Origin of the sequence: Paenibacillus uliginis N3/975 (genome assembly GCF_900177425.1) — a bacterium.
GTDB lineage: Bacteria > Bacillota > Bacilli > Paenibacillales > Paenibacillaceae > Paenibacillus_AQ > Paenibacillus_AQ uliginis.
Genome location: NZ_LT840184.1, coordinates 2,310,613 through 2,324,333, shown reverse-complemented (window position 1 = coordinate 2,324,333; position 13,721 = coordinate 2,310,613). Strand labels below are relative to the sequence as shown.

Annotated in this window: 12 protein-coding genes; 2 read left to right on the top strand and 10 right to left on the bottom strand. The window is 43.6% G+C overall.

Annotation, left to right across the window (positions count from 1 at the left end; translation table 11 throughout):
• Nucleotides 1-38 precede the first annotated feature (38 nt).
• Entirely contained in the window at nucleotides 39-2,036 is a 1,998-nt protein-coding gene (locus B9N86_RS11030; RefSeq protein WP_208919269.1) for a S9 family peptidase, read from the top strand.
• A gap of 58 nt (nucleotides 2,037-2,094) precedes the next feature.
• Here the strand turns inward: B9N86_RS11030 and B9N86_RS11025 are convergent, their stop codons facing one another.
• Complete coding sequence (locus B9N86_RS11025) at nucleotides 2,095-2,556, bottom strand: hypothetical protein (RefSeq protein WP_208919268.1); 462 nt, start codon at nucleotides 2,554-2,556, stop codon at nucleotides 2,095-2,097.
• 297 nt (nucleotides 2,557-2,853) lie between these two features.
• Between B9N86_RS11025 and B9N86_RS11020 the strand changes: the two genes are divergently transcribed.
• Complete coding sequence (locus tag B9N86_RS11020) at nucleotides 2,854-4,089, top strand: MFS transporter (protein WP_208920217.1); 1,236 nt, start codon at nucleotides 2,854-2,856, stop codon at nucleotides 4,087-4,089.
• A gap of 77 nt (nucleotides 4,090-4,166) precedes the next feature.
• On the opposite strand, the gene B9N86_RS11015 is transcribed toward B9N86_RS11020, so the two are convergent.
• The 9 genes from B9N86_RS11015 to B9N86_RS30625 all read right to left on the bottom strand — a co-directional run.
• On the bottom strand, nucleotides 4,167-5,168 hold the full coding sequence (locus B9N86_RS11015; RefSeq protein WP_208919267.1) for an HAAS signaling domain-containing protein: 1,002 nt from the start codon (nucleotides 5,166-5,168) through the stop codon (nucleotides 4,167-4,169).
• 3 nt (nucleotides 5,169-5,171) lie between these two features.
• Entirely contained in the window at nucleotides 5,172-5,516 is a 345-nt protein-coding gene (locus B9N86_RS11010; RefSeq protein ID WP_208919266.1) for a PadR family transcriptional regulator, read from the bottom strand.
• Between the two features lie 221 nt (nucleotides 5,517-5,737).
• The gene (locus B9N86_RS11005) at nucleotides 5,738-6,613 is read right to left on the bottom strand and encodes a M23 family metallopeptidase (RefSeq protein ID WP_208919265.1); all 876 of its coding nucleotides are present in this window, start codon (nucleotides 6,611-6,613) and stop codon (nucleotides 5,738-5,740) included.
• A gap of 305 nt (nucleotides 6,614-6,918) precedes the next feature.
• Nucleotides 6,919-7,902: a DUF418 domain-containing protein gene (locus tag B9N86_RS11000; RefSeq protein WP_208919264.1), complete on the bottom strand. Its 984-nt coding sequence runs from the start codon at nucleotides 7,900-7,902 to the stop codon at nucleotides 6,919-6,921.
• A gap of 258 nt (nucleotides 7,903-8,160) precedes the next feature.
• The gene (locus tag B9N86_RS10995; protein ID WP_208919263.1) at nucleotides 8,161-8,703 is read right to left on the bottom strand and encodes a hypothetical protein; all 543 of its coding nucleotides are present in this window, start codon (nucleotides 8,701-8,703) and stop codon (nucleotides 8,161-8,163) included.
• Between the two features lie 83 nt (nucleotides 8,704-8,786).
• Nucleotides 8,787-10,277: an amidase family protein gene (locus tag B9N86_RS10990; protein ID WP_208919262.1), complete on the bottom strand. Its 1,491-nt coding sequence runs from the start codon at nucleotides 10,275-10,277 to the stop codon at nucleotides 8,787-8,789.
• A 245-nt stretch (nucleotides 10,278-10,522) separates the two neighbouring features.
• Nucleotides 10,523-12,313 carry a DUF4091 domain-containing protein gene (locus tag B9N86_RS10985; protein ID WP_208919261.1) on the bottom strand — a complete coding sequence of 597 codons (1,791 nt, stop codon included), beginning with the start codon at nucleotides 12,311-12,313 and terminating at the stop codon, nucleotides 10,523-10,525.
• 404 nt (nucleotides 12,314-12,717) lie between these two features.
• The gene (locus B9N86_RS10980; protein ID WP_208919260.1) at nucleotides 12,718-13,128 is read right to left on the bottom strand and encodes a DUF4183 domain-containing protein; all 411 of its coding nucleotides are present in this window, start codon (nucleotides 13,126-13,128) and stop codon (nucleotides 12,718-12,720) included.
• 347 nt (nucleotides 13,129-13,475) lie between these two features.
• The coding region (locus tag B9N86_RS30625) for a hypothetical protein (RefSeq protein ID WP_280174983.1) at nucleotides 13,476-13,721 on the bottom strand (246 nt) is incomplete at its 5' end.

Sequence of the window (13,721 nt, the reverse complement as noted above, 5' to 3'; positions counted from 1 at the left end):
TATTTATCTACACATATCATATTTAGGGGGATTTTAGCATGAGTGAAAAACGTGTCATTACCGCCGAAGACTTGCACCGTATGCACTGGGTGAATGATCCGGTCGTCTCTCAACAAAGCGGCGCGATAGCGTACGTCTCAAAAACAGTCAGCGATAAGCATGACGGTTATCGCTCCCATATTCGCCTGATGGATGCAGATGGAAGCCGTGATATTCCTTTTACGGCGGGAGAACAAGATGCTGCACCGGCTTGGTCACCAAACGGTTCCCGTATCGCTTTTCTTCGAAAACATGAAGACGCACGACAAGTATGGATCATTCCCGCTGATGGCGGCGAAGCGCGCGTAATCACAAATGTTGAGCATGGAGTCAGCGCATTTAAATGGTCTCCAGATGGAGAATCTTTACTGCTCAAAGCTGAAACAGCTGATGGGGAAGAACTGGAACTTGGAAACGAAAAAGCTGATCAGCCTAAAATGCCTGAGGAAAAAACGATAGATCGCATTAAATTTAAAGCCGATGGCGGCGGGTTATGGAATGGCCGTAGAAGTCATCTTTTCCTGTGGGACCTCTCAACGGAGCATTGTACTCAACTTACTTCCGGAACATTTGATGTATTTTCCTTTGCCTGGTCAACGGATGGACAAGATATTGCCTATACCGCTAAAATTTCATCCGAAGATTATCAGAATCCTGATTTGAGGCTTACGAGTGATCTGTTTATTGTAGGTCGTGAAGGCAAGTCGACTAGACAAATGACGGACGGAAAATTATCGATTGATTCCATAACATACACACCGGATGGAAATTCCATTCTCATGCTGGCAGATGACTTGTCCCATGGATTTGCTACCCTGACCAGAATCTATCTGATACCTACAAACGGCGGATTATATCGCGCACTGTACGATGATATTGATGTTCAGCTCGGTCACAGCTGTGTCAGCGATATGCGTTCTGGAGCCGGAACAGCGCCTTTGTTCAGCCAAGATGGGCGATATGTCTACGTACAGCTCAGCCGTAATGGCGGTGTTCATATTGGACGCTTTGCATTGGATGGTTCGGAGCATCATGTAGAGGTCAGCGGGGACCGTGAGATTTACCAGTTCGCTCTGACGCAAGACGAGAACATCGTATTTGCAGCCGCAGATCCTTTGCAGCCAGGTGATTTGTTTACATACAACCGAACCAACAGTGAAGAGAACCGCTTGACCCGCTGCAATGAAGAGTTATGGGCAGAGCTTGAGCTCAGCGAACCGGAAGTGTTCACGTTTGAAACTTCAGATGGCTGGCCGATTCAGGGATGGATGATGAAGCCAGCAAATTTCAAGGAAGGCTCTAAGGTTCCAGCCATTTTGGAAATTCACGGTGGTCCTCAAGTAATGTATGGCCATACCTTTATGCATGAATTCCAGCTGCTTGCTGCCGCAGGTTATGCTGTCTTCTATACAAATCCCCGAGGTGGACATGGCTACGGACAGGTTCATGTGAATACGGTCCGCGGTGATTACGGCGGAAGAGACTATCAGGATCTCATGGAAGCAGTGGATTATGTACTGAAGACATACACTTATGTAGATGAAACACGTCTCGGTGTAACAGGCGGCAGCTATGGAGGCTTCATGACCAACTGGATTGTTGGTCATACAGACCGCTTTAAAGCAGCCGTTACTCAGCGCTCCATATCGAACTGGATATCCTTTTATGGGGTGAGTGATATTGGATATTACTTCACTGAAGATCAAATTTGGAGCAACCCTTGGGATGATCTAGAGAAGCTCTGGAAGCATTCCCCTATCGCTTATGTGAAGGATATTCGTACTCCTCTTCTCATCCTTCATGGAGAGCAGGATCTGCGCTGCCCGATTGAGCAAGGTGAGCAGTTGTTTGTGGCGCTAAAGCGACTGGGCAAAGATACTCAATTTGTCCGTTTTCCTGGCGCGGACCACAATTTGTCCCGAGCCGGTCACCCGCACCTTCGCGTAAGACGACTAAGCCATATCGTCCGCTGGTTTGAAGAACATATTGAAAAATAAACGCAAAAAGACTTTGACCGCTTTACAACGGGTCAAAGTCTTTTTACTTGCGTCTGATCTACACAGTAACCATCTGGGATTGAGGTCCGATCTTAAGAACCTCAATGTTGTGTGACTCGGCCCATTTTAAAATTTCACGGATTCCTTCACAATTGGCATCCATAAATTTAAATGTGCTCCGAACCCACGGACTTTTCTTCCCCTTTAGCTTAAAGCTGAATGCTGCACTTCGGCAGCCTGAAACCCGGATAACCTCAATGTCTTCAGCCTTTATGATCTCTCCATGAATACGAATTACATTAGAGTCGCTTTGAATTTCAACACCTCGTCTTACCATTCTGGCGTATAATTCCACAATGAGTGCGATCACCATGATGACGTTCACTGCCATCTGAGCGTAGAACAGCACCGGGAACGATTGCTGGGACCAAACCCCGATCTGGAACATGATGATACTGAATACCAAGGAAACGAAAATAACTTCTTTCATACGGGTGGCATATTTGATTTGATAGTTCATAATAAATACACTCCAATCTGTGTGAATTAATCCATTGAATGAAAGTGCTTACAATTAATCATACCTTATTATACCACCGTTGTACATAATTTAGACACAATTAAGCCACATTTTCGTCAATTATTTTTCGTGAATATTCTTGCTTTAATAAATTTTATTGATCTCAATCACAAATCGACTATGGATTGATGAAAATTATGTATTTCATTATCCCGATTTGCGGTAGTATTATTTTTATAATTTCTTCAGAAATCATTACGGAGGGTTTACGGTTTGGAAAATTCATCTAAGATCAAAATGCGGGAACGTCCTAAACTGAACTATTTTATATTGTTACTTGTTGTATTTGGTGGCTTTCTCATCTTTGGCTTCTCCGAGAACATTAAGGGACCTGCGATTCCTCGGATGCAGTCCGAGTTCCAGCTTGATGAAATGCAGCTCGGATTATTACTCGCCTTCAATTCTCTTGGTTACCTGATTGCTTGTTCGTTCACGGGTATACTATCCGCACGGATTGGCATCAAATGGACCGGAATTCTAGCTTTCAGCTCTATGACCGTTTCCGGGGTGCTGATGTATTCATCAACGAGTTATGCATTTTTGTCGGCATCCTATTTTCTTATGTACATAGGCAACGGTATGCTCGAGATCGGACTGGCCATTATGGCTGCCCGTATCTTCACGAAAAATACAGGCACGATGATGAATTTGTCCCATTTCTTCTATGGGCTTAGCTCCACGATAGCACCGATTATCGCCTCCTCCATGATGGGATGGAATGTATTTGGCGGCGAGCTTGGTTGGCGCGGTATGTATTTGATCATGCTGTCTCTTTCGTTGCTGCCCATTATTCCTTCTGTCATTGGCAAGTTTCCAAGTGATGACCTAAAGGCTGAGGACCGAATCCCACTTAAGCAATTCTTTAAGGATAAGATCGCTTGGCTGATCGTCGCTATTTTGTCTTTCGGAGTAGTTTCGGAATTGGCTGTAGGAGGCTGGCTCGTTTACTATTTGGAAAAAGCCTATGGCTGGTCTCTTGATTCCGCTTCAGGGATGCTGTCTATCTTCTTTCTCTTTTTTATGTTGTCACGTCTTTTTCTGGGGCCAGTCACAGACAAAATCGGTTATACACTCTCGATCATGCTGTTATCCGCCTTTTCGGGACTATGCAGTCTTGCTGCAATTCTGATCGGTCAGGAAGGTGCTATTTTATTCGCAGTGGCAGGTATCGGGATTGCGCCAATCTATCCGACGGTCATGGCTCTTTTGGCCAAACGCTACCCCAGCAGCACCGACTCAGCAATTACGTTTACCGTTACGCTAATGGGAATTGCCAGTGTCATTGGTAATCTGCTCATTGGGGGTATTATCGACGGAGTGCGTGCGTTCTTCCAATCCAGCCGGGGAGCAGCGGAAAGTTCCGTGCTAGGGCTTCAAGCAGGTTATGGCTTTATTGCTATACTTGCTCTTCTGTGCTCAGCTACGTGTGCTGTTCTGTATTTTTATCTTCGCAAAAAGAATGAATTGGTATAATAACCCTGAAAACATACAAAAGGCCTCCTTCTTGACGAAGAGGCCTTTACCTTTCACCCATATTCTTAATGGATCGATCATTTAATGCGATAAAGCTTCATACCTGTTGCAATGGAATCAATTACTGTGATGAGTGCGATGACATAAATAAGCCCTTCCCTTGAACGATCCCAGATCGTACTAACCGTTTGAAAACCCTCACTGCCTTCTGTAATAGCACCTGCCTGCACTAGCTCATTCATAAACTGAGGGTTCCAAATGGATGGGTCTGTAAACATGATCAAAGTGAAAATCAGGGACATTACATTAAAAAACAGATGAAAAACAACGATTTGTCGGGTCCACTTTCTCGTAATCATTTTCATACAATCCCTGAGGATACCAATCGCTGTCAGCACCCAAATAAACGGAATGTATTTACGGAATACCTCTTCGTTGAACACGGGTATTACTGTAGATTGACCGTCATAGAACCGATGTACTCCAACTAGGTTCAGCATATAGGCAAACAGTATAAGGAATACAACTGAAAAAATAATTCCGAGAATTGGTTCTATTGGCTTAATTACGGTTTTGGGATCAGGAATAGACGGCAAATCGGATGGTCTCCACGGCTTTTTCGTTCTGTTATCTGAAGTGCGATTCCCCCGGTGTTCAATCAAAATAAACACGATTGTTACCCAAGCAAAGCCCTGAATAATTGCGGAAAACAAGGAAGCCAAGTATTCTGCAAACTGTTTTGCTATATTGACCGGACCCATAAAAAAATCGATGACAAATCCAACGCTTATTGCAATCGCAACTGAAACCAACACGATCTTAAGAACAGACAGATAAGGGTCAAACCGTTCCGGACTGATTAAAAAACGTTCCTTCCCCCGATATTTGTCTGCTAAGGAAGATGGGTCACCGAGTTCAATCAGAACTTCTTCCACGTCGCTTTCTTGTACCGGCGCGCCCTGAGTCCGTTCGTCTAACATATCTTCGATCAGACCGTTCAATTCCTTCTCAATATCCACTCTTTGTTGTGCAGGCAGCTTTTGTGTTACCGCATAAACATACTTTTTTATAAGCTCCATGTCTTATCCTCCTCCATGATCAATTAAGCCTTCCAGACTGTTGATCATATTTCTCCATTCAACGCAAAGCTGTTGGTACACTGTCTGACCTAAAGGGGAAAGTGAATAGTATTTTCGCGGGCGTGCTTCGTTGGTATCCCAATGACTCTCTAAGAGTTGTTGCTTCTCCAACCTGCGAAGAAGCGGATACAATGTTCCGGGATCTACACTGATTCCCTTTTCCTCTAGAACAGATACAAGTGAGTATCCGTATTGAGGCTCTGAAAGTTGGCTTAAGACACCGAGAATAATCGTTCCACGCCGCAGCTCCTGCATTAAACCATTGATGATTTCATTCACTTCAGTCATATGATCAACTCCTATTGTTATCATACTGTATGCCACACACTATTGTAAATAATCAAATATCATATATCGCATAATATATTCTTTTGATGAGCCCCCAAAGCGTGATACGGCATCACATAGTGGCACTCGAGAAAGCTGGCCTTATACAAAAAAACTGGCCCGATTTATGATCGGCACCAGCATAGTATAATCTTTTTTTTCGCTATCTTTCTAATCGCAGTCTACTTCCCACCATCTAACGTATTGCCCCGTATAACAGCTGCTTCCTGTTCCCACTTAATGTTCAAGGACATCGATCCGTCTTCAAAAAGATCAGGATTGTCTGATACCTGAAAATGCAAGTGGGCTTCCGTAGAGTTACCTGAGTTGCCGCATAATCCGATCAGATCACCTTGGCTCACCTGATCTCCCGCTTTCACTATAACAGAACCCTGTTTCAGATGGGCGTATATACTGTATTCGCTATTCCCATGATCAATAATTACGTAATTACCCATAGGCTGATCCTCGTTCGTAACACCTACCGCAGTATTGTCCGCAATATCATTTTCCGACATTAAAACTTTACCTTCAGCTGCGGCTATTATATCTTGACCAAATGCATAATAGCTTTCATTGTACATTAAATCACCCTGATGCGTGTACCCATCCTTAATCTGTACCAAATCCACCGCATAACGCTGACTTTCATGTTCGTAATGATAGTTGTTCATCACGTGATGGCCTCCCCAAAACACAAACCACTCCCCTCGAAAAGGAAGCTTGAATGTCGTCTCGGTCTGTTGTTGATCGGTCTCCGGAAACCTTTCAAGCGGACACAACAAAAGGCCGACTATCGTCCCCGAGCCATCCATAGCAGCTTGAATCCCCTTCAAACCACTATCGTCGATCCAGTTCATTATTGTGATTCCATCGAAATTACTCTTCAAATCCACCTGAAATGAAATTACACCTTGTATGTATTCGTCGCTCATCGACTTGAATTGGTCAAAAGTTACAATAGATTGAAGTTCTTCACTCATGTTTTGATAGATTTGGCTGTGCTGCCCTATCATCATTAAAGCTGGTATATCTTCTATAAATACTTTTTGTAACATGAACATATCCTCCAATGTAAAAATTTATTGCCGGATTGAATGTTTGTATTTTTTTATATTTTTCTCCAATCCAGCACCTTCCCATATCTATAGCAACAGTATAAACCTGGAACCTTATGGCAGCAAAAACACGATCTTAACAGACATTGAATTTTTATAAATTTCTCGTAAGCATGTTAAGCGGCTGTTAAGGTACCTAGAGAGAAGGACATCACCCCATATCGGTTTATGGCTGGACACATCGAAGTTGACACCTGAGGAAACCGTTGAAGAAATCTGGAACAGAGCTTGGAATGAAATAGCAGCTACACCCTGGATGTTCTCTTGTATTGATCAGGTACTTTTCCATATGTTCCAATTCTCCACAGCAGCTCCATCGGCCCCATCGTGAATTTTTTTAACCAGATGGAACTGAACACCATTTGAAAGATCAGAATACCTGCTGCAATGGATGCAAGCGTCATGTAGAAGACGTTATTTTCTAAATCAAACAGGGCATTTAAACTTAAAATAATGACAGTCTGCATCAGGTAATTGGTTAATGCCATTCTGCCTAATTTGTTAAGAGGCATCAGCCATTTCTGAACCGAAGTACGTTCCAGAAGAAGAGTTAACGTAGTCACGTAGAACACGTCGAGCACCAAGCCGCCTACAGTCATTCCAATGTCCACATATCCCGTATGAGAGATAATCTGTTCTTGAGCCCACAGAGCCAGAGGAATAAGCAGCAAGGAGAGAACTTGCATGATTCTAAAAATCTTCTTATGTTGGTGAATGTTCTCAAAGACTCTGCTCTGACCCACAGCCAAGCCTAGTATAAACATAACGATCGTTGATCCTATAGCCCCCAGCCATAGAGCTGGAATCCACAACACAATCGCAATCCCAAAGTTCACCTTAGACTTTAAACGATATAACGGCAATAACAGAAAACCCAGTATCGAATACATAACTAAGGCTTCTCCTGGCTGGAACTGATGATGAATAAAACCGATAACAAATAATACGATCAGTCTGCGGACAAACAGAATGTTGGCCTTTTCCCCTCTCGCCCTTGCCCGTGTTATAAATAAATAAAAACCGATGCCGAACAGAAAGCTGAATATCGTGTAAAAACGTTGGTACACCGCATTGTTAATAAATGTTCTGATGTTACGATCTATAATACTAAGAAAGTCCGTCGCACTCGGGTCAAAAAAATACGGAACCATTTGGTATATATTAATAAAAATAATGCCGACTAAAGCAAATCCCCGTATATAATCAAGCGTATCTATTCGTTTCAACATAAACTCCCTTTCAGTCTGATGTATTTCACGTCCTGAGTTACATTTTAATCCGCACCTCCTATCGGAAGTATCGATACAGCTTACGCCAAACTTAATTTTTTGTAAGGTTATGTTCGCTTTCACTCCAGATTTTACTAAAGTTTCGATTCTTGTTCTGCCCGTCAATCCGATTTCATTGCTCCCAGTGATGTGAACACTAAAAAGAGCCTTGAATCAAATTCAAGGCTCTTTTCGGTACATCATTGGATCAAAAATAGACTAGCTTTTTCGAGCTTGTACTTCCTCTACTGAATCCCAGCGATGGCTGAACTTCTCAAGGCGCGAATGAACCTGTTCCGGCTTCGACGACAATATAAGTCTCAACTTAACGATCCATTCCTCGAATGAAGAAAAGGAAGCAAAAACATTAGCCATCTCCGGCGACATATAAATAAAATGTGGTGCCTGGTATTTATCTGTCAGATGACGAAGCGCCGCATCAATCGGGGTATATTTTTTACGCTTCCCTTCCCACGACTCTACAATGACATTGCGGCGGTTTAACTCCTCTGTCCATGCAACCAACGGCTTTTCTCGTTTATAAAATGCACTGGCTGGCTCCTTCGACATCCGTTTTACGGTCTCTTCATGCAGCGGATATAGAACCAGCTTGGCAAAAGACTGGCTTTCCAGCAGCCCAAGTGCTATATCCAAGTCCGACTCCCGGGCATTTTCAAATATATCATAATATATTAAGGTTCCTTTAACTCCTTCTTTTGGTGGCTCGTAGCCGTACGGAACATGCTGTAAATTGCGTTTCATACAACTTCTCCCCTCTCTCTTGATGTTACTGTTAACTCGTATCGTGCTGTCCTACTTAACTATTCCCCATTATTGGAGAATCATTAACACGACGGATCCATAACGGGAGGTTTGCGATGCTTGGTTGCCTGCTCGTAACCATAAGCAAGCTTGAATAATGTAGGCTCACTGAAAGCAGTTCCTACAAAGGTAACACCCTGCGGTCCCTTTGTGTTGTAACCGTCAGATGTAACAACTCCTTCCTGCGCATAACCGCCGGGAACGGTGATAGCCGGATAACCCATTTGAGCAGCAAGATCGTTGCAGTCTTCATCTCCCAGAAACATAATCGCATCTAACTGGTATTCTCTTAAAACAAAATCGATCCCTTGCTCACCTGCAAGCTCCAAATTCTGCTTGATACTGTCCAAATACTCCTGCTCTGTAAGTGTACCGTTCGTTTCTTCACACATAATCATGAGATTTTGCCCATATTTCAGAGCTTTGTCAGCATGCTCTTCATTAAAAGCGATCACGTCCGCCAATGAATGCACAGGAATGGATTTTTCCAGTTTGCCTAAATAATCATTGAGGTACTTTTTAAATTCATACTTAAGAACGACCGAATCCCATTGTGTTTCTTGGCTTGGAAGGTCTACCGGATCAATGATGGTTGCCCCCTGCTCCTTCAATACCTCTATGGCTGCCTCAATGACCTCGAGTCTGTCCTTGTCCAAATCCTTGTAATAATGGCGGGGAATTCCTATTCGTGCCTGCTTCAAATAGTCTTCATCCAAATACGCCGTATAGTCCTGATTCACATGCACCGCACTTGCCAGCGTCTTCTCATCACGGTCATCCACGCCTGTTAATGCACTAAGGATAATGGCCGCATCGCTAACCGTTCTCGTCATCGGTCCAGGAGAGTCCTGTGTGTATGTGATCGGAATGATTCCGGTACGGCTGACTAAACCAACCGTTGGCTTGATTCCGACAAGGCAAGTCTGACTAGCCGGACTAATGATGGAGCCGGATGTTTCGGTGCCTATGGCAGCTGCGCACAAGTTAGCCGCCGCTGCCGCTGCTGGGCCCGAGCTTGATCCGCCAATGAATAAATCTCCGGGACCATACGGATTTAACACCAGTCCTCCACGCGAACTGTAGCCTGCCCACATGGTCGTTGACATAAAATTGGCCCATTCGGTCATATTGGCCTTTCCGAGCAGCACTGCCCCAGCAGACCTCAGTTTAGCGGCAACAAAAGAATCCTCAGAAGCATATGAATCAGCCAATGCAAGCGACCCAGCGCTCGTGTGCATACGGTCACCTGTATCAATATTATCTTTTAGCACGATCGGTATTCCGTGCAGCTTGCCCCGGCTTCCTTTTTCCCGACGTTCCATATCAAGGCTTCTGGCAATCTCGGCAGCATCCGGATTGACCTCAAGGATAGAACGGAGCTTCGGATCATATTGGTCTATGCGATCTATATATAACTGAACTATTTCTTCTGAAGTGATCCAGCCATTCCCCATCGCTTGTTGCATATCGGTAATTGTTGCTTCAACAATCCAAGTCTCTTTATCTAGTAGCATATATTTGACCTCCTGATTATACGATTCATAAGATTTGTCATGACAAATTAACGTTTCATATTTTCACCGCCATTAACTGATTATGTTACGGATTCGAGAACAGAGGACAAAAACCCTCTAAACCGTTAAAAAAGAATGAAATAAGCGGAAGGAAGAAACAAACGGACCACCCGAGGATACATTCTCGGATGGCCCGTTATAATTTCATGATCTGAAGCCTCTTGCTTTCCAACCGAATCCTCAGGCTAATGAACTGCACCGATCAACTGTTTGGATGCGTCATCCAAAACAGCCTTCAACCGGTTTACCGTTTGGGGAATATTAACCTTGCCCGGATCTTTTACACCATTATAAGGATCAACTGCGAAACCGACGGCTTCCATCTTCCAAATCTCCTTTTCAATGGCTTCACCCAAAGCACTATCTTGTTCTGTGATGTAATTTACCTTAATAGCATCCCGGATTCCTTCCTTCATCCGTTCAAATCTAACAGTGCTTAATACCCCCGGATACACCTGGGCTGAATCCCCTGATTCCCATGTTTTAAAGTCGGTCGTTTCGAACGGATTCTCAACAAAGGAGTCGAAGGCCCACCTCAGATAACCATCTGTTTTGTGGCGCATCGTATACCATATAACCCATACCGATTCTGCAGGATTAGAACGGATAAAGCTGTTCGGATAATGTCCTACGCAGTTATAGATGGTAGTGATTAACCCGAGTGATCTCCGGTGTTCGGATACCGAGTATAATTGTTTACTGTCGTGCTCAATGTAGATAAGTCCTACAGAAATATTATGTATGCGATCCAGTCTCGGATCGTTCAGATTATTGTAGTTCATGGCGGCCGACACTTTCAGTCTGCCTCCGGACACTTCTTCAATTAAATCCACGGCCTTGATCATTTCGTCTAACGAGCGTTCATCATTCGCCATGTACGTAATATCCAACCATCCTTTTTCCTCCAGATGAGGCACGAATGCCTCCAGGAAAGCTCGCCACATACCGGACCAGCTGGGATCGGTGACCGATACGATTTCAGTGATTTCTTGATTCTGTAATTCATCATAATATTTAATTTTACTTGCCCATGACACCATGCTGTAGGCATCAATCTGTTTATTGATTCCCAGATCCATCATGAACTGAACCCACTTATCGAATATATCAAAATCAAACTCATAAGTGCCGTCAGCTTTTTTCGTCCATTTCACCATCGTGTCATAGATATCATACGTTTGTGCATTCCAGGGATCATAGGTTACGGTGGTTGTAATTACTTTTTGACCGGCTGCAGCCAACATTTCATAATGCGGTTTCATGGAATCAAAATGAGCTTTTGTCCACAGCTGATCTGACGATATATTGTTCACCCTGGCTACGGCATACGGATTTTGCCATAAATCAAGAAAAAAGCCCCAATCTTTTACATCTGGCAAGGTCAAATCAAGCACTTCCAGCTCAAAGTTGAAGCTCACGCTGTCACCGGATGCCGAGGCTGCGGTCACATGACCCTTGTACCATCCAGCTGCTGCGTCTTTTGGAACATCAATGGAAATCCAAATGGGCTGTACGCTGAAGGGTTCGATGTTTACAGGATCTGTAGAACCCAGAATATCCGGTATGATCTCCTGCGGATTCCCCTGTGAGGGATTTCCTCTTGCAGCTTTGGTCGATTTCACAAAGTGAACAGATATTCGGGAGCCGTCAATATTATGATTGTTGTCCCCTTTCAAATCTCCTACGGATAAGGTAACTTGCTCCTGTCCTTGGTTAGTCGACCATAATACCAGCTGTGCACTTGCACGGTCACCCTTCCATGCATTTCCTCTCCATGTTTTCTCCGCCATCTGAACAATTTCGTTATAATCAACTCTCTTATAATCATCAAATAAGTTCTCTACTACATAATGCATATCGGTCGATCCTACAGCGCCTTTCAAGGACTCTCTACCTTCTGAGGCTTCGATTTCCCGAACCGATTCGCTACTTCCATCTTCCGACATTGCCGTAACGCTCAATCGCTCGCTGTTCAAATTTTTTATCCTCCCCTACATGTCAATTCGAGCCAAGGTCGTAATAATTCTCGACCAGATTACTCTCCTGTTGGATACATTCTTAGGCTGGGTCGCATAATATCCTTTTTGTGATGACTAATGAATCGTATCGATCTCATCCTGCGTAACAGACAGTTTACGATAGCTATATGAAAGATCTTTCTTTCCTTCAATAGCATTTTCCTGCTCATTTTACCCAATAATATTTTTTTGGAATGAAATCGTAGAATAACGTAGATTCCTCGTTTTATAAGAGAGATACTCACAAACTATCTCTCTAGCCCTTTATGTAAACGCAACAGACATAAGTTCATTCTTTTGAAAAAATGCAAGAGCTGTCTCCATTGTTGATGAATCATATACTTATGGGACAGCCCTTACGCTTAACTAATAGTAATAATTGGTGCAGAAATCGTCGGCTGTGTTGTTATTGTTGATGTTGTGTCCGCAAAACTAGAAATTTCCACAAGAATCGGAACACCTGCTGGAACTTCTGTAGTATCCAGAACCAACTGGGCAGTCGTAAGTGTTCCGATAGAGCTTTGCTGCAGCACTCCATTGATATAAACATTGGAATAATCGGACCCTGTTAAGGCTGGAAATGCGGTAATCGCTGCATTTGCATCATCTACAAAGCTAGTTGCAGGCATCGTTGTTGAAACTGCACCTATCATATCAGCAGTGATTGAAGCAAAGTAACGTGTTACTTCAGGCGTCACCGAAGTACTAATTGTTCCTCCAGTTGCTACGGGAGCAGTGGCGACTGCATTAAATACCGGCTTGATAACTGGCATGTTCTCACTCCTTTCTTTTGTTTTTTTAATCAATGGCAGAAACGATAGCCAATAATAGTAAATGATTCATATTTTTAATTTGCTTCCGACATAATTACTTTTTTTTCAACTACATCGATCTGTTGAACATAAACATAGCTACATCCCCTCTATAAGACAGGTAGATGTCCACTCATCTAAACGTTCAACCACATATGTTAAATAAACGTATACTGAGGAGGTGATTACACGGGTGAAATCCATTACCTCAAGAAAAAAAAGAACTAAAAATAAATGTAGCAGAAAATCTTATACCATTAAAAGGAGGAAAAAGTGTCGCCCTCCAAGAAGAGTTAGGCTATACTGTTTTACTCGAACTTTAAAGCCTCAAGTACTGCAAGGACCCCAAGGGCCTCAGGGTTCACAAGGTGCTCGTGGTCCAGAAGGGCCGCAAGGCTTGCAAGGGCCTCAAGGGCCTCAGGGGCCTCAGGGGCCTCAAGGTTCACAAGGTCCAGAAGGACCAACGGGTTCTCGAGGGCCAGAAGGACCAAAAGGTCCTCGTGGTCCAGAAGGACCGAAGGGTTCTCAGGGTCCAGAAGGACCGAAAGGTTCTC

Excerpts from the sequence above, each read along its gene's own strand:
- B9N86_RS11025 (WP_208919268.1), bottom strand. The coding sequence starts at position 2,556 with ATGAACTATCAAATCAAATATGCCACCCGTATGAAAGAAGTTATTTTC.
- B9N86_RS11010 (WP_208919266.1), bottom strand. The coding sequence starts at position 5,516 with ATGACTGAAGTGAATGAAATCATCAATGGTTTAATGCAGGAGCTGCGG.
- B9N86_RS11020 (WP_208920217.1), top strand. The coding sequence starts at position 2,854 with ATGCGGGAACGTCCTAAACTGAACTATTTTATATTGTTACTTGTTGTA.
- B9N86_RS11030 (WP_208919269.1), top strand. The coding sequence starts at position 39 with ATGAGTGAAAAACGTGTCATTACCGCCGAAGACTTGCACCGTATGCAC.
- B9N86_RS10995 (WP_208919263.1), bottom strand. The coding sequence starts at position 8,703 with ATGAAACGCAATTTACAGCATGTTCCGTACGGCTACGAGCCACCAAAA.
- B9N86_RS11015 (WP_208919267.1), bottom strand. The coding sequence starts at position 5,168 with ATGGAGCTTATAAAAAAGTATGTTTATGCGGTAACACAAAAGCTGCCT.
- B9N86_RS11000 (WP_208919264.1), bottom strand. The coding sequence starts at position 7,902 with ATGTTGAAACGAATAGATACGCTTGATTATATACGGGGATTTGCTTTA.
- B9N86_RS11005 (WP_208919265.1), bottom strand. The coding sequence starts at position 6,613 with ATGTTACAAAAAGTATTTATAGAAGATATACCAGCTTTAATGATGATA.
- B9N86_RS10980 (WP_208919260.1), bottom strand. The coding sequence starts at position 13,128 with ATGCCAGTTATCAAGCCGGTATTTAATGCAGTCGCCACTGCTCCCGTA.
- B9N86_RS10990 (WP_208919262.1), bottom strand. The coding sequence starts at position 10,277 with ATGCTACTAGATAAAGAGACTTGGATTGTTGAAGCAACAATTACCGAT.